The sequence below is a fragment of the Saltatorellus ferox genome (genome assembly GCA_007751475.1).
Lineage (GTDB): Bacteria > Planctomycetota > UBA1135 > UBA1135.
This window is the reverse complement of sequence record CP036434.1, coordinates 2,211,270-2,227,584: the sequence shown is the minus strand read 5'-3', so window position 1 is coordinate 2,227,584 and position 16,315 is coordinate 2,211,270. Positions and strand designations below refer to the sequence as shown.

Annotated in this window: 12 protein-coding genes and 1 tRNA gene; 6 read left to right on the top strand and 7 right to left on the bottom strand. The window is 67.6% G+C overall.

Annotated elements, in window-relative coordinates; translation table 11 throughout:
• Nucleotides 1-38: 38 nt before the first annotated feature.
• The 5 genes from Poly30_RS07935 to Poly30_RS07915 all read left to right on the top strand — a co-directional run bounded on the left by Poly30_RS07935 (nucleotide 39) and on the right by Poly30_RS07915 (nucleotide 6,422).
• Complete coding sequence (locus Poly30_RS07935) at nucleotides 39-1,454, top strand: MBOAT family O-acyltransferase (protein WP_145196035.1); 1,416 nt, start codon at nucleotides 39-41, stop codon at nucleotides 1,452-1,454.
• Nucleotides 1,454-3,385: a hypothetical protein gene (locus Poly30_RS07930; RefSeq protein WP_145196032.1), complete on the top strand. Its 1,932-nt coding sequence runs from the start codon at nucleotides 1,454-1,456 to the stop codon at nucleotides 3,383-3,385. Before Poly30_RS07935 ends, Poly30_RS07930 begins: the two co-directional genes overlap by 1 nt.
• A gap of 26 nt (nucleotides 3,386-3,411) precedes the next feature.
• Nucleotides 3,412-3,756, top strand: coding sequence for an FG-GAP repeat domain-containing protein (locus Poly30_RS07925; RefSeq protein WP_145196030.1), 345 nt, complete (start codon nucleotides 3,412-3,414; stop codon nucleotides 3,754-3,756).
• A 24-nt stretch (nucleotides 3,757-3,780) separates the two neighbouring features.
• Complete coding sequence (locus Poly30_RS07920) at nucleotides 3,781-4,674, top strand: FG-GAP repeat domain-containing protein (RefSeq protein ID WP_145196028.1); 894 nt, start codon at nucleotides 3,781-3,783, stop codon at nucleotides 4,672-4,674.
• 107 nt (nucleotides 4,675-4,781) lie between these two features.
• Nucleotides 4,782-6,422 carry a BON domain-containing protein gene (locus tag Poly30_RS07915; RefSeq protein WP_145196025.1) on the top strand — a complete coding sequence of 547 codons (1,641 nt, stop codon included), beginning with the start codon at nucleotides 4,782-4,784 and terminating at the stop codon, nucleotides 6,420-6,422.
• A gap of 47 nt (nucleotides 6,423-6,469) precedes the next feature.
• On the opposite strand, the gene Poly30_RS07910 is transcribed toward Poly30_RS07915, so the two are convergent.
• From Poly30_RS07910 to Poly30_RS07890, 5 genes are all read right to left on the bottom strand, one after another.
• The gene (locus Poly30_RS07910) at nucleotides 6,470-7,228 is read right to left on the bottom strand and encodes a lysophospholipid acyltransferase family protein (protein WP_145196023.1); all 759 of its coding nucleotides are present in this window, start codon (nucleotides 7,226-7,228) and stop codon (nucleotides 6,470-6,472) included.
• Nucleotides 7,228-9,234, bottom strand: a complete 2,007-nt coding sequence (locus Poly30_RS07905; RefSeq protein ID WP_145196021.1) for a non-ribosomal peptide synthetase — start codon at nucleotides 9,232-9,234, stop codon at nucleotides 7,228-7,230. The genes Poly30_RS07910 and Poly30_RS07905 overlap by 1 nt, the downstream gene beginning before the upstream one ends.
• A 41-nt stretch (nucleotides 9,235-9,275) precedes the next feature.
• Nucleotides 9,276-10,613, bottom strand: a complete 1,338-nt coding sequence (locus tag Poly30_RS07900; protein WP_145196018.1) for a cytochrome P450 — start codon at nucleotides 10,611-10,613, stop codon at nucleotides 9,276-9,278.
• A gap of 31 nt (nucleotides 10,614-10,644) precedes the next feature.
• Nucleotides 10,645-12,528 carry a coiled-coil domain-containing protein gene (locus Poly30_RS07895; protein ID WP_145196015.1) on the bottom strand — a complete coding sequence of 628 codons (1,884 nt, stop codon included), beginning with the start codon at nucleotides 12,526-12,528 and terminating at the stop codon, nucleotides 10,645-10,647.
• Between the two features lie 259 nt (nucleotides 12,529-12,787).
• A tRNA-Ile gene (locus Poly30_RS07890) sits at nucleotides 12,788-12,861 on the bottom strand.
• A 67-nt stretch (nucleotides 12,862-12,928) separates the two neighbouring features.
• Between Poly30_RS07890 and Poly30_RS07885 the strand changes: the two genes are divergently transcribed.
• Nucleotides 12,929-13,468: a DinB family protein gene (locus Poly30_RS07885; protein WP_145196013.1), complete on the top strand. Its 540-nt coding sequence runs from the start codon at nucleotides 12,929-12,931 to the stop codon at nucleotides 13,466-13,468.
• Between the two features lie 393 nt (nucleotides 13,469-13,861).
• On the opposite strand, the gene egtD is transcribed toward Poly30_RS07885, so the two are convergent.
• Together egtD and egtB are read right to left on the bottom strand one after the other, a co-directional pair.
• Entirely contained in the window at nucleotides 13,862-14,821 is a 960-nt protein-coding gene (egtD, locus tag Poly30_RS07880; protein WP_419191104.1) for an L-histidine N(alpha)-methyltransferase, read from the bottom strand.
• Complete coding sequence (gene egtB, locus Poly30_RS07875) at nucleotides 14,805-16,166, bottom strand: ergothioneine biosynthesis protein EgtB (RefSeq protein WP_145196010.1); 1,362 nt, start codon at nucleotides 16,164-16,166, stop codon at nucleotides 14,805-14,807. Before egtB ends, egtD begins: the two co-directional genes overlap by 17 nt.
• Between the last annotated feature and the right edge of the window lie 149 nt (nucleotides 16,167-16,315).

Here is a 16,315-nt window from a genome sequence, read left to right as displayed (position 1 = left end):
GAGCGCGCCTGCGGCGTTCCTCGCCCCGAGCCTCTTCCATGACGTTCGACTCCGTAGTCTTCTGGCTGTTCCTGCCGCTGGCGTGGATCGCGTGGCGTGGTCTGCCGTTCGGGATGGCGCGGACGGCGCTGGTGATCCTGAGTCTTGTCTTCTACGCGTGGTGGAATCCGGCGTACGTCCTCCTGATCCTCGCGTCGGCCGCCATCGACTACCGCATCGGAGCGGCGCTTGCGGCGACCGACGACGCGCGACGGCGCAAGCGGCTGGTGACGCTCAGCGTGGTGCTGAACCTCGGGCTCCTCGGCGTCTTCAAATACACGCCGATGATCGCGCGCACGGCCGGCGCGCTGGGAGGCTTTGCTCCCGATCCCGACTTCCTGGAATCGTGGATCGTTCCCGTCGGAATCTCCTTCTTCACGTTCCAGACGCTCAGCTACTCGATCGATCTGTATCGCAGGCGCGTCGACCCGGCGCAGAGCTTCCGGGACTTCCTCCTGTACGTCGCGTTCTTCCCCCAGCTCGTCGCGGGACCGATCGTTCGCGCACGGACGTTCCTCCCCCAGCTGGAGCATCGCGCGCCGCTCTCCGCCCTGCGCATTCGCTACGGAGCCTATCGCTGCATCGAAGGGCTGTTCCTCAAGATCGTCGTCGCGGACGGACTCGCGCCGGCGGTCAGCCAGGGCTTCGATCAGACGGCCGCGGCACTCTCGCCCGTGGGTGCCTGGTACTCGGCGGTCCTCTTCGGCGGCCAGATTTTCGCCGACTTCGCTGGCTACACCGGGATCGCGATCGGAGTGGCGTGCTTGCTCGGCCTGCGCTTCCCCGAGAACTTCCGCGCGCCGTACCTTTCGACGAGCCTCTCCGAGTTCTGGAGCCGCTGGCACATCTCGCTCTCGACCTGGCTCCGTGACTACCTCTACGTGCCGCTCGGTGGCAACCGCAAGGGTCGGATCAGGACCTACGTCAACCTGATGCTCGTGATGTTGCTCGGCGGGCTCTGGCACGGCGCGTCCTGGAGCTTCGTGATCTGGGGCGGCCTGCACGGAGGCGCGCTGGCGCTGGTGCGCGCGGTGTCGTCGTGGAGAAAGCGGCCGCTCCCCGGCTGGGCCAGGGTGTTCGCGGGCGTGGCGGTCTTCGGCTTCGTGCAGGTCACGTGGGTGTTCTTCCGCGCGCAGGACCTGGAGACGGCGCGGGCCATCGCGCACGCGATGCTCGTCGATCCGTTCAAGGTACTGGCGGGCGGAGACATGAGCGTCGGCACCCGATCGCCGAGCTGGCGCTTTGCGGTGCTGCTCGTGCCGATCGCGGTCATGCACCTGGCGCAGTGGCTCCATGAACGCTTCTCGATACCGCGCAGCGAACTTCTGCGCGCGATCGCGGCCGGCCTGATGCTGTTCGCGATCACGGTGTTCCGCCGCAGCGAGGTCTACCAGTTCATCTACTTCCAGTTCTGATGCGCGCTCGATTCCATCGAAGGCCCTGGGTGGGCTGGGCCGTGCTGGCCGGGCTGACGGCCGCGACCTATGCGGGTGCGCTCGCCGTCTGGGCGTCGCTGGCGCGGTCGTTTCCCGAGCGAATCGAACGCCCCTCGCAGGCGCGGGGAATCACGCACTGGGTGAAGGACGGCGAGGTCCCCCTCACCATCGAGGGGCGACTGGAGGGCGCGAGCACGCTGGTGATCGGCGACTCGCGGACGTGGATGGCGGTGGATCGCGCCGTGCTCGACGGGTCTCGCTTCGGACCCTCGTGCGTGCTCTGGGGGAGCGGCGGCGACCTGCGCGTACTGCTCGACGAAGCGGCGAAGCGGAGCCCGGAGCGGCTCGTCGTCGGCCTTTCGCCGCACTCCATGGGGCCCGACAGCAACCGGGTCTTCACCGAAGTGGCGCGCGAGCGGTTCCCCGTGTTTCGGGCGAAAGAAGCGTCGCCATCCAGCGTACGCAGGTGGCGGCGCGAGGAGCAGGTGCACCTCGAAGGCCTCGGCTTCCCGGCGAACCTCGTATCGATCTTCCTGGATCGGCTCCAGAATCAATTCCTGCGCGAGCGGGCTCTCCATCGCGATCCGCGGGCCCGCCTCGAGGCGTGGCTCGATGCGAAGGTCCAGCGCTTCCGCTTCGACCACGTCTACACCGTGAAGCCCGCTCGCTGGCGTCGCTCCTGGCTATCCGTCAATGACCCCACCATCGACGAAGCGCCCTATCGAATGAGGCTCGGTACCGATCGATTCCAGGAGGGTCGAGAGGGCTTCCGGCAAGAGATCATCGATCGCCTGCGCGTCGTCGCTGCGAAGACTCCGACGGTCGTCGTGCGCTTCCCCCTGTCGCCCCAGGTGAGGGCGGCCGAGGACGAGACGGCGCCTGCGGCTTGGCTGGCGGAGATCGCCGAGATCGTCGGCGTTCCGTACGTCGACTTCGGAACGACGGGAGTGACCGCAGACGGCTCCCATGTGACGACCGATACCGCGACGAGACTCACGGCGGATCTGGTGCAACGACTGGAAGCCATGGACCTGAAGCTCGTGCCAGGCGTGGCTCCGGCCGAGGCAGCGGTCAGGCAGGGCGGGCTGTCGGGCTACCGACTGGAAGAACCTGAGCTGGATCTCCGGCTGCCGGACGAACTCCGTGAGATCTCGGGCATCGTGTCCCTCGGAGCGGGCTCGGTCGGGTGCATCCAGGACGAGCGCGGTGATCTCTATCGCTTCTCGCTGGCCAGCCCGGATGCGCTGGCCAGCCCGGTTGCGCTGGCTCGAACCCCATTCGGTCCAAAGGGTGACTACGAGGCGCTGACTCGCGCCGACGACCGACTCTTCGTGCTGCGGAGCGACGGGGTCCTGCAAGAGCTCGATCTGGAGGGACGAGCGCGCGGGGGTGCCGTGGAACTCGGCGCGAACTTGCCGGACGCCGAGTACGAGAGCCTTTGCTTCCAGCCCGAGGCCGAGCGGCTCCTCTTCGCGCCCAAGGTCGGGGCGAGGGACGGCGACCAAGACATCCCCGTGTTCGGGGTAGATCTGGGGGCGATGAAGGTGAGCGTCGACCCGGTGCTGACCGTCTCGGTGAAGCAGCTGATCGAACGCGCCGGAGCCAAGGGCTGGCCTCTTCCGGAGAAGACGACGAAGAAGGGCGGCCGCAAGGTCGACTTCGGCTGCCGCATCTCCGACATGGCGGTCCATCCGATCACCGGCCAACTCTACGTGCTCTGCGGCCCCGACCGAACGCTCCTCGTCCTGGACCGGAACGGCGACCTCGAGGGGACGGCCGTGTTTCCGAAGTCGATCCTCCCCCAGCCAGAGGGTCTGGCGTTCGAGCCGAGCGGCGACCTTCTCCTCACGAGCGAGGGCCAGGACGGGCCAGCACGACTGCTGAAGTTCGGCTATCGCAGCCGCGACTGATGGGAAAACGGCGGTACCGTGGGGCCATGGAAACACATCTCCTCCCCCTCTCTGCCGTCACCGTCCTCGCCGCTGGAGCGCTCCCTGTCTCGCCTGGCGAAGACGGCGTCCAGGCAGCCGTCCTCGAGGCACCCGAGTTCGCCGAGCCCGTTCTGATGCTGAGCGCAGGAACTCCGGTGTCGACCGAAGCGCCCGGCTACGCGAGCCCGGCCTGGTACGATGTCGATGGCGATGGTCGATCCGACCTCGTCGTTGGACAGTTCAAGGACGGCAAGATGCGCGTTTACCACCAGACCGAAGACGGAACCCTCGGCGAGGGCTCCTGGCTCATGGCCGAAGGCGAGGTGGCCGAGGTCCCGGGCGTCTGGTGATGCACGAGTTCCACTCCACAGTTCGTGGATCTCAACCGTGACGGCATCGTCGACATTCTCTCGGGCAGCTACTCGCGCATGGAGGAGAGCATGGCTGGCCTCTTCCAGGTGCTCTACGGCGTCGAGGGCGGCGGATTTCGGAAGCCGACGCCCGTGCTGGGGACCGATGAGGAGCCGCTCATCATCCAGGTCGCAGGAGAGGCGGAGGACGTCGACGTTCGCAAGATCTGCACCCGCCCCACCGCCGCCGATCTCGATGGCGACGGACTGCTCGACATCGTGACCGGCAACTTCGGCGGTAGCTTCGCTGTCTTCTGGGGCACGAACGAGGGCTTCGACCCCGTCTCCGTCATGCTGAAGGGAAGCGACGGGAAAGAGCTGACCGTCCATCACCACAGCGACCCCGTGCTGGTCGACTGGGACGCGGACGGCGACCTCGACCTGGTCACGGGTTCAGGTTTCGGCGGTGTTTCCATGTTCCCCAACATCGGCACGAAGACCGAAGCGCGTTTCGGTGACAACGTGGTGCTCGTCCCTACGCCCGAGGCGGCTTCCAACGGAGTCACCGTCTTCGGCGACGAGCATATCAAGGCCCCGGGATCCTCGACCCGCGTCGAGGTCGCCGACCTCAACGGAGACGGCAAGCTGGATCTCTTGCTCGGCGACTCCGCCCAGCTGTCGTTTCCCGCGAAGGGCCTCACCGAGGAAGAGTGCCTGGAGCGCTGCGCCGCGTGGGACAAGGAGGCATCCGCGGTTTACGAGACGTCACCGGACATCGCGGACTGGGAGAACATGACGCCGGAAGAGTCGGAGGCCCAGGAGGCGTTCAACGAGAAGATCCAGGCTCTTTACCAGAAGCGCTCCGAGTTCATCGAGGAGCGCGGAACCGGGTACGTCTGGGCCCTGCTTCAGAAGTAGACGCCGCGGGGATTCCCAGCCCGCGGCGAAGCGCTTCGCTTCGCGGTTAACCCAGAGAGCACGACGCAATTGAGGCGCGCTTTAGGTCGGGGCGGAATGTAGCAGTCATGAACACGATGATTGCTGGCCGCCTCCTCGCGAGCCTACTTCTCGGCACCACGCTCTTCTCCTCGGCGCTGGCGATCCAGGTCCCTCTGGAAGCCGCACAGGCCAGTCCACCCGCCGTGACCGAGGAAGAGGTCCCTCCCATCGAGAAGGAGCTCCGCGCCACCTTCGCCGAGGTGGCGGCCTTCGACTCGATCGAGGTCAAGGTCCGCCACGGCGTCGTCGAACTCGGGGGCACCGTACCCAACGCCGAAGCACGCGAGGAAGCCGGCCGAGTGGCCGGCTCCTTCGAGGGGGTTCGCTACGTCGAGAACCTGGTCAAGCTGGCGAGCGTCGAGCATGAAGAAGGCGCCAAGCCGCCTGCCGACGGACCGCCGCCGACCGAGGAGAGCGACGACGGCATCTCCAACGAAGACCGTAGAATTCAGGGCCGCCTGCAAAGCGTCTTCGACCGCGTGGATGAACTCGACGAGGTGAAAGTGGACGTGGCGGGGGGCGTGGTACATCTCACGGGCACGGTGTTCGACTCCGCGGCACGCACCCAGGCAGCCGACCTCGCGAAGTCCATCGATGGCGTTCTGCTCGTGGACAACGACACCCAGGAAGCCACCCGGCTCAAGGACCGACTCCTACCCAACGTCGAGCGGTTCTCGTCGAAGGTTCGCGGCTTCATCGCCACGCTGCCGCTCCTCGTGGTCGCGCTGCTCCTCATCTGGGCCTTCTCTCGACTTGCCGGTCGCGTGGCTGGCAGCCAACGGCTCTTCCGGCGGCTTTCGGGCAACGCGCTGATCCAGAGCCTCGTCCGCCAGGTCGTGAAGGCCGCCATCGTGATCACCGGCGTGTTCTTCGCGCTGGAGCTGCTGGGCGCCACGGCGCTCGTGGGCGCCGTCCTGGGCAGCGTCGGCGTCGTCAGCCTCGCGCTCGGACTCGCGTTCCGCGACCTCGCCGAGAACTATCTCGCCAGCATCATCCTCAGCATACGCCAGCCGTTCCGCACGAAGGACGTCGTCGAGATCGACGGGATGCTCGGCAAGGTGATTCGCATGACGACCCGGGAAACGGTGCTCATGTCGTTCGACGGCAACCACATGCTTCTGCCCAACTCGACCGTGTTCAAGAGCAAGGTGACCAACTTCACGCGCTCCGACAACCGACGCTTCAGCTTCGGCGTCGGGTTCGGAACGGACGTCGACCTGCGAGCCGCGATCGAACTCGGCCTCGAACAGATCCGCGCCATCCCTGGAGTTCTGAGCGAACCTGCGCCCAACGCCTGGATCGAGGCCCTCGGGGACTCCAGCGTCCTCGTGAACTTCGCGGGCTGGGTGAACCAGCGTGAATCGGACTTCACCAAGGTCCAGAGCGAGGCCATCCGAACCGTCAAGGAAGCCATGGACGACCATGAATTCGACATGCCCGCGCCCACCTACGAGGTTCACCTCACGGGCGGAGGAGCCACTTCGCCCGTCGGTACCACCGGCACTTCCCCGAAGCCTGCGAAGTCAGCCAAGCCCAGCCGCATACCGGTCGAGGCGGCCGACGTCTCCGTCGACACCACGCTGGACGAGGCGGTCGACCATGATCTCAGGCACGGCGACGAAGAGGACCTTTTGACCGAGGAGAAGAGCCAGGCCCCCTCCGCGTAGCGGTGCCTAGCCCCGATGTCTTGACGATGTCTCCACAGGCGAAGCTCTCAACGAACGAGCCCCTCGGCGATCTCCTCGACGTCCGTCAGCGCAGCGCCCATTCGATCGATCGTCTCCTGGGACTCCGTCATCGCCATGATCGGTTCGAGCTCGATCGGGACACCGACCACCAGCTCGACCCGCGTGAAAGGCAGCGGCAAGAGCAGGCGGTCCCACGTCCGCAGCTTGATGCCGCGCTTGCAGGCGAAGGAGATCGGCACGACCGGGCTACCCGACAGCCGGGCCAGCATGATCGCGCCCGGCTTGAAGTGGTGCGCGGGCCCGGTCGATCCGTCGGGGGCGATCAGCGGCGACAGGTCCTGATCCTTGATCGCCAGGTACATGTCCCGCATGGCGAGCGCTCCGCTGCGCCTGCCCGAGCCCCGGACGGCGGTCACGCCGAGCTTCGACAGAAGCCGCGCGCCGAGTTCGCCGTCCTTCGAGGGACTGACGAGCGCTCCGGGGTTCACCCCGAGAGCCCGGAGCCTGCGGAGGTAAGCGATGGCAAAAACCTGACGCTGGTGCCAGCAGCAGGGGATGAAGCGCGTCCCGGTCGCCAGAAGCTCGGCGAGATGCTCGTCGCCAGTCACGTGGAGCCGAACGCTTCGCCAGTAGAGCCGAAGCGCGAGCGCGAGCGGCGCCGCGAACTTCGGGAAGAGCTGCGTGCGCCACTTCGGCATCGGCTTCTGGACCGACGGCGCTTTTCGTTCCCGTTCCGGAAGCACGACCTTCGGCTCTCCCTCGTCTTCGCCTCGGGGCCCGGACATCAGGGGGCAGCCGTCGCGGCACCGCTCTCGAGGCGCTCCGCGAGGAGCGCGCTCAGCCCGCGGATGGTCGGAGAGTCGAAGAAGTCGCGGATGTCGAGACCCTTGGGATAGCGAGCTTCGATCAGACCATGGATCTCGGCGAGGTCGATGGAACTCATGCCTTGCTCGAAGAGGTTGTCCGTCGGGCCGAAGCGCGATTCGCCGAGCACCTGGGTACAGGCCTCCACCATCATGGCCTCGAGTCCCGCCGGCGTCCGGTCGTCGGTGGCCCGACCTGCTGCACCCTCTTCGGAGCCGTCGACGCTCGCCGGGCGCAGCTCGTCCGACGCGGTTCCGTGATCGCCGAACTCTCCGGCGAGGAGCTGCTGGCTCAGGCGCTGCCGCTGGACCTTGCCGCTCGTCGTGCGCGGGATCTCCGGCACGGGCACGATGAGATCCACCGCGACGCCGAACGTCTCCGCGAGATGTTTCTTCGCGGCGACGCGCGTCTCCTGGAACGCGGCCTCCTCGCCTCGATGCAGGATGAAGACGCCCACTTCCTCGGGAGCATCGGCCCGCCGGACCGGGGCCACGGCCACGCGAAGTGCATCGAGACCGAGAGCCTCCTGCAGGCTCTCCTCCAGATCGTGGGGATAGAAGTTCTGGCCCGAGACGATCACGAGGTCCTTCTGCCGCCCCGTGATGTAGAGCTGGCCACCGGACAGGAACCCGAGGTCGCCGGTGTCGAGCCAACCCTCCCCCATGACGGCGGCCGCCGTGGCCTCGGGGTCGTCGTAGTAGCCCTCGGTGACCCCCGCACCGCGCATCCAGACACGCCCGACGTGCGCATCGGCGACGGAACCGCCGTCTGCTCCGACGATGCGCACCTCGATGCCCGGGAGCGGCGAGCCGCACCCGCAGGCGATGAACGAGCCCTCCTCGTCCGACGTCTTCTGGATCGCCGCTCCGACGCCCGAGTTCGCCCGGACGATCCGAAGCCCGCCGATCTCGGCGCCCAGCTCCGGAAACGTCACCGCCAGCGTGGCTTCGGCGAGTCCGTAGACGGGGAACATGGCCGTCCGCGCAAGCCCAACGCTCGCGAGTTCGTCGAGGAACTGCTCGGCGATTCCCACGGAGATTGGCTCCGCGCCGTTGAGGACCAGCCGAACCGCGCTGAGGTCCACGCCTTCCGGCATTCCCTTGCGGGACAGGGCTTTCAGCGTGTGCCGATAGCCGAAGTTCGGCGACGACAGGATCGTCGCGCCCGCAGAGGACGCGTCCTGCAGCCAGACGAGCGGCGTTCGCGCGAACGCGCTCGTCGGCATGAGGACCTGGTCCGCCCCAGCGAAGAGCGGGCTCAGGTGGAAACCGACCAGCCCCATGTCGTGGGAGAGCGGCATCCAGCTGAACGTCACGTCGGACGAGCCAAGCTTCGAGCCTGCCTGGATCGCCGCGAGGTTCGCGAGCGCTTGCCCGTGGCGGATAATCACGCCCTTGGGCGCGCGCGTCGATCCCGAGCTGTACTGAACGAACGCGATGTCGCCCGGCGTGCGCTCGACCGGCGCGCCCGGCGCGCCGCTGGCGATCTCTCCGAGCGCAACGCGGCGACCCTCCAGCGCGCCCCTGGCGCTGGCCTCGAGCCCCTGGGTCAATCGCTCGAACCCCTCGTCGGAGATCGCCAGGCAAGCCCCGCCGCGGCGCTCCAGGATGTCGAGGATCTTCGAGCACGTCGCGTCGTTCGTCGGGGCCGCCAGCGGCATCGCGATGTACCCGCCGAAGAGACACGCCCAGAAGGTCGTCAGGAACGCCTCGGCGTCATCGATCGGCATGACGATCTCGGAACCGACCGAAACTTCGGCGGCCTGGAAGGCTCCCAGGCGGGCGAGCGCCGCGCTGCGCAGCTCGGCGACGGAGACCCCGCGATACTGGCCCGGCTTCTCGAAGAAGCGCAGGCGCTGGGCCGCATTCCCGAGCGCGGCAGCGCGACCGGGGGCCAGGAGATCGAGGAGAGTTTGGGCGTCAGACATCGAGAGAACCGACCGGGGCCGGGGCACGCGCGCGAGACGAATCAGCGAGCGTGATGAACGAAGAGCCGGATGGGCTGGAGCGGGCGTAGATTGACCCCCGGGTCGAGCTCGGGTGGCTCGGGATCGGGCGCGGTGAGATGGTAACGGGACACGCCCCAGGAGATCTCCTGGACCGCCGTGTTCAGGGCGAAGACATCCCCTGCGCAGCGGCGCGGGCCGCTCGAGAACGGAATGTAGGCCGAACGATGCTCGGGTGCACCCGCGACGGAGAATCGGCTCGGATCGAAGGTCTCGGGGCTCGCCCAGTACCGGGGATGACGATGAAGCAGAAACGGCGACAGCAAGATCTGCGTGCCCGCCGGGATCGGGCGTCCGGCGAGCACGTCGTCCTTCAGCGCGCGCCGCGTGAACATCCAGACAGGTGGGTAGAGGCGCAGGGTCTCGTGAACGACGCGCTGAACCAGATGGCTCCCGCCAGTCCCCGGCACCGGCTCCCTGCCCTCCTCGGAGGTCGCGCCTGCGCGCACCTCGGCCCGCACCTGGTCTTGAACCTCCGGGTGCCGCGCAAGCAGCGACCAGGCCCATGCCAGCGTGGCCGCCGTCGTTTCGTGCCCGGCGATCAGAAGCGTCATGAGCTCGTCGACGAGACCATCCATGTCGAGGGCCGCATCGGTCTCGCGATCGCGGGCGCCCATGTAGAGGCCGAGGAAATCACGTGGCGGCCCGCTGGCACCCGCGCTCGAGCGGCGGCGCTCGATCATCTCGCGCACGACCGGCCAGAGCTGGCGGAAACGCATCGCGAACATCAGGTCGCGCTCGTGCGTATCGACCACGAGGTTGAAGGGATTGCCGCCGTCGCGTTCATCGAGCGCGGCGAGATCATCCCCGAAGATCGCGCGAAGGATGATGCGCAGGCCGAGGCGGTTGGCCTCGTCCGAAACGTCAAGGGGTTCCCCTGACTCCGCGCACTCCTCCCAGAGGTGCGCCCTCCTCGCGATGCACTCGTCCACGAGACCACGCATCCCGCCCACGCTCGGGCGCGAGAAGGCGGGCTGGAGCATCCGCCGCCGCTGCTTCCAGTGCTCTCCGTCCGAAACGATCAGTCCGTCGCCGAGCAGCATCTTGACGCGCTCGAAGCCGACGCCTTTGCCGTAGTCGGCCTGGCGCTTCGTCAGCACGTGGTGGATGGCCTCCGGGTCGTTGAGCACCCAGATCGGTCTCCCGCCGCCGCCGGTCGCGCTGTCCGCGCCACCGGTGGGGGGAATCGCCCAGACATCGCCGTACGTCGCGCAGCCTTCCCTCAGGAACTTCAGCGTCGCCGCGTTGGCATCGAAGGCAAACGGTTCCGAAGGACCGGGGAGAGTCGCGGGGTCTTGCAAAGCAGCGGAGGGAGATGCGCGGTGTTCGGGATCACTCGGGCATGAAGAACGCGGTCAGCTGCTGCATCTGACCGTCGACCCCGAAGACGTCCTGCACGGAGTGGATGGCGAGGTACGCGGGCAGCGACATGACCCCACCGCGGCTCTCGGTGGACGCTGGGACCGAGTCGGCGGGCAGCGTTCCCTCCGTGGACTCGACCGCTTCCGTGGACCCGGCCGAGTCCCCTGAATCGGTGGGCTCGGTCGTGGTGGCCTCCGCGGTAAGGGGCGCCATGGCCTCCAGCGCGGTGTTCGCCGTGAGCTCTTCGACCGCCGCCTGATAGCTCGCGAGGTCCTTCAGGCTCTGGGCGAGTTCCGCGTCCCGGCCGGCGATTTCCGCCGCAAGCTGCTGGCTGGACTGACGGTTCTTGTCCATGCCAGCGCGGAGCTCTGAGGTCTCGCTCGCCAGGGTCGCGGCCTGGGTGCGCAGCGCAGCGGCTTCTTCCCGAAGGCCCGTCGCCTCGCGCTTCACGGCGTCGATATCGGTGGCGTTCGCCGCGGTGCTGCTGGTCAGCTCGGCGGCACGTCGCTCAAGGGCGTCCGCGCGCGCCGTCAGCCCGGCTTGATCCGATCGGAGGCCGGCGACGGCTTCATCGAGGTTGCCGCGCAGCCGGGCCACCTCGAGGTCCATGCGCAGCGCTATCGCGTCGTCGCGCTCGCCGAGTTCGTCGGTGCGCTCCTCCAGACCCGACGTGCGCCCCTCGATCCCCGAAGTGCGATCACCGAGCGCGCCGAGTCGAACGGCGAGAGAGTCCTGGGCACGACCGAGTTCCGCGTCGCGCTCCTGGGCGGTCGCGGCGAGCGAGGCGAGACCCGCCTTCTGTTGATCATCTTCCCTGGAGAGTTCCGCCATGCGGCGCGCGGTGCTGGCGAAGCCCTGGCGCGCCCAGCTATCGAACGACTGGTGCTTCTCCTCGAGCTTCTCGACTTGCGCGCTGTACTGGGCGTCGCGAGCGCGCAGCTCCGCGCGGCGCTCCGCCTCGACCTCGACGATCAGGCGCTCCTTCATCCGCACGCCGTAGGTCTTGATCCGCGCGGCCACGAGGTTGCGCATCACGTCCGGCTGCGCCGTGAACTCATCCGAGTCCGCGATGCGCATCCAGTACTCCGCGGCGGCGTCGATCTGGCCTGCTCGCTCGAGCGCCTGGGCCGCCGCGGCGTCCGCGAGGAACATGCCTTTCGTCTCGCCGATCTTCGCGAGCTCCGACTGCGCGAGGCTCAACTTGTCGAGCGCCACCTGGACGTCCGCTTCGCTCGGGTCGGCGCTCGCCGCCACATCGCGGTAAGACAGCACTCCGTCAGCGAGGAGCGCGTAGGGCCGCACCTCGCGGGACATCGCGGCCGTGGACGGGTGGAAGATCCCCATGGGCTCGTCGTGCAGGCGCTGGACCTCCTCGAAGTCACCCTGGCGAAGGCTCTCGAACGCCGTCTGCATCTCCTTCTCGCCCTCGTTGGCGAGGAGGTCGCCGAGCTGCTTCACGCCGGTCATCACGCTCCTTCCCTGTCCGTACTGGAGCATCGTCGTCGGCTTGACGGACTCCCAGATGAGGTGCGCGCGCTTGGCCGTTCCGCGGGAAACGTTCTCGCCGACGAAGGCCTCGAGGCCCGAGTACACGCGGTCCGCGTTCTTCTCTTCCAGGTCCTCTGCGATCACCCGCTTGAGGTCAGCGGGTGTCGTCGCGACGGCGTAGCTGGCCTCGCGGGAGCCGACCTCGCTCCTCGGCGCGTCGCCTTCCATGTACTCGCGCGGCGAATTCGAGGCACAGCTGGCGGAGAAACCTGCGAACGTGAGGGCTCCGAGCCCGAGGAGCCCGACCCGGAGGAGGTTGGGGGCGGAGTGACGGCAGAGGGAGCGTTTCGGATCGGCGAACTTCATGCCCATGAGGATCCACCTATGGCCGGGCGCTTGCAAGAGTTCCCTTCACTGAACCCTCCCGGGAGTGGGCGCCTGATCAGATCCCCGAGCCGATCAGGGCATCCGGGTCCACTTCAGCGCTCGCAGAGCGCGGGGCGGCCCTCGCGAGGCGCGCCCTCGAGGCCCGTCCGGCGAGGACGCCCCCCCCCACCGGGACCCGTAGCGCGCCAACGGGTAGGAGAAGCACGCCGAGTCACCACCAGCGAAACGCCATGAAGAGTAGGCCCTGTTGGACTCGAACCAACGACCGAGCGATTATGAGTCGCGCGCTCTAACCGACTGAGCTAAGGGCCCATGGGAGTCCGCAAGGACTCGCATCCGGCGGGGACCGCCGGGGCGGGAAAGAGGATACCCTCTCGGGATGCAAGTGTCAGAGATCGATGTTCGGCAAGAGTTCCATCGCCTCAACGAGGCCTTCGTCGAATTCGAGGAGCTGCGGGCACAGGGGATCATGACCTGTCGCACCCGGGCCCCCGAGGTCTCTGGGTGGAGCGTGGAGCAGCACCTGTACCACATCGCCCTGGCCACCGACCTGGCCTTCCAACACGTCCGCTCCCTGGTCGCCGGAAAGGGCCGGCTGATCCAGGCTGAGGGCGCGATCGAAGACCGCGCGTCGGCGGTGCTGCGAAGTGACAGCACTCCGAGGGGTGAGGCGAGGGCTCCACGCATGGTGACGCCGGACGACGAGGTGAATCCAGAGTTCCTGGAGATGGAGCTTCGCCTGAACCGCGAGGCCCTCGAGCAGCTCCGGACGATCGAGGCCGAGATTGAGGCGGCCCCGGGCTGGATCCCGCACCAGGAACTCGGGCCCCTGGCGGCAACTCACTGGCTTCGCTTTGCCGCGCTGCACGCGCGTCATCACGGTGCGATCGTGAGGGACCTACTCGCCGCCAAGGCGTGAGGCTAGCCAGACCCGTCGAGCTGCCCCGAGACCATCGGCTCCCACGGTCGCCGAAGGCTGCGACGGGGTCGATGCCCCGTCGAACGGCGTGGGGAAGAGCGCGAACACGCTGGGCGGAAGGGTGCGGTGCCGCCGCCCGGGGTACACCCCCGGACGACGACACGCGCGATGCTCCGACGCAACCGTCCCCTGGCGCGCCGGCGCTCTCGGAATGGGACGGTCGGATAGGTCGCGAAACGACACCCTGGACGGCCCCAATGAACGCGGGGAGCGCTCTACGAGAGAAGCGCTCAGGGAGGTCTTGCTCCCATGGCCCCAGGTCTTACCGAGAATCGATCAATTTCCCGCGAGCCGACGGCGACTCACGGGTTCCCCCGACAGAGGAGTACCGGCTCAGCGCTTGTCAGGGACCCGCAGAAGCGAAACGCTGAACAACCTGTCAGGATCGGTCCAAAACTCCTCGCACTCGAAGTCCCCGGCCCGGGCCAGGCGACGGAGCTTCGACTCGCTGTACTTGTAGCTGCTCTCCGTCCAGATCGACTCGAACGCATCGAACTCGAAGCGCTCGCCGCCGACCTCGACGACCTGCTCTCGATCGCTGACGAGATGCATCTCGATCCGGGCGTTTTTCGGGTCGAAGAGGGCGTGGTGGTACCAGCGGTCCAGGTGAAAGTCCGCCCCGTGGGACTCGTTCAGGTGACGGAGAATGTTCAGGTTGAACTCGGCCGTCACGCCCGCCGCATCGTTGTAGGCGGCGTGCAGGCGAGCCGGGTCCTTGAGCAGGTCCGCGCCGAGGATGAAGGCTCCGCCGGGGCCGAGCATGGCGGACGCCCGGCGAAGGAAGGCGGCCGCGCCCTCCGGGTGGTAGTTCCCGATCGTTCCGCCCGGAAAGAACCCGACGCGAGTCTTGGCCCCCATCGGCCCGAGCTTCACGGGCCGCGTGTAGTCGGCCAGGATCGGGCGCACCTGGAGATCAGGGAACCGCCCGCGCAAGCGCTCCGCCGAGGTCTCGAGGTAGTACTCGCTGACGTCGATGGGCAGGTAGGTCTGAACGTCGAGTTCCCTCAGGAGCGTCTCCGTCTTCTCGGCGGAGCCCGCTCCGAACTCAACCAGTTCGAGGCTGTCCCCGAGGTCCTCGAGGAGCCTCGGCGCGACGTCCTCGAGGATCGCCCGCTCCGTCCGGGTCTGGTAGTACTCGGGGAGCCGCGTGATCGCGTCGAAGAGCTTCGATCCGCGGTCGTCGTAGAACAGGGCCGCTGGCAAGGTGCGCGGATTCGCGCGCAGACCGTCGAGGATGGCGTGGAGCGGAGAGGACTCGGGGGCGGCGGTGGCCGCTTCAGTTTTGTGAATCACGGGCGAGACGAAGGCCAGAGAATTGCCAGCGTGCGTCCGCCGGAAAGAAGTTGCGATAGGTACTCCGGATGTGCGACTCGGGCGTCGCGCAGGATCCGCCCCGAAGGACGAATTGACCGGACATGAACTTGCCGTTGTATTCCCCGAGCGCGCCCGTGTCGGGGGCGTAGCGCGGGTACGCGGCGTAGGCGCTGGAGGTCCACTCCCACGCGTCCCCGAACAGCTGGCGAAGACGCGCCGGCCCCCCGGCGGGCTCGACCGGTTCGGAGGCTCGCCCTGGCTCGAACCGGAGGCTCTCGCGAAAGCGGCCGTCGAGGGCGGCGTCACGGCCAGCCTGAATCGCGGCGACCTCCCACTCGAACTCGGTGGGAAGCCGGAGGCCTCGCCAGCGGGCGTACGCGTCCGCCTCGTAGTAGCTGATGTGCGCGACGGGCTCCGCCGGATCCACGGGAGCATCGCCGTGGACCGTGAAGCGCCACCACTCCCCGTCGCGATTCTCCCAGTAGAGCGGCGCGGTCCAGCGGTCCTCCAGGCTGTTTCGACGCGCCCAGCCCGCGCTGAGCCAGTGCCGCGGCTCGTCGTAGCCGCCCGCCTCCATGAACTCCATCCACTCGCCGCAGGTGACCAGGCGATCGGCGAGCCCGAAGGCCGGCAGGAACACGCGATGGCTTGGCCCTTCGTTGTCGAACGTGAAGTCCTCCCCCTCGTTCACGCCCACCGTGAACAGACCCTCGTCATGCTCGATGAAGATGATCGCCCTGGTGGGTCCTTCGATCGTCCGCGGCTCGGCACGGGGAGGGCGATCGACGATTGAAGGGCGCATGGGATTGATGGAGAAGGCATGCTTCAGGTCCGTGACCATCAGCTCCTGATGCTGCTGCTCGTGCTGCAGGCCGATCTCGATGACCTCAAGCGCTCGCTCCAGCTCGTCTCCTTCCAGCCGCATGAGAAGATCACTGACAGCGGCGGTCACGGACGAGCGGTACTCTCGAATCACCCCGATCCCTGGACGACTCAGCATGCCGCGTCGATGGCGCGCGACGCGCTCTCCCACCGTCTCGTAGTAGCTGTTGAACAGGTACTGAAAGCGTGGATGGAATCGCTCGTGACCCGGGGCAAAACCGCACAGGACGAACTCCTCGAAGAACCATGTGGTGTGCGCGAGGTGCCAACCTGTGGGGGAGGCATCCGGCATCGACTGAAGCACGAAATCTCCCGGCTCCAGAAGCTCGGTCCAGGCTTCCGTCGCGGTGCGAACGTCCTGGAATCGGGCCAGCAAGGAGCGGACGCGCACCCCCTTACCCGCGGATGCCGCGGCGGACAGGTCTTGGAGATCTGGCGTCATGGGTGATGGGGCGAGGTGTCTCTTGGCCCGATTTCGAAGGAGTATAGCGAACGCCCTGGAGCGAGGTGGAGCCGTCCACGGGCCAGCGTCCGTGGGGCCGACGCGCAGCATGCGTGGCGGGGCCGTCCTGGAGCCGAGGAGAGATTCGT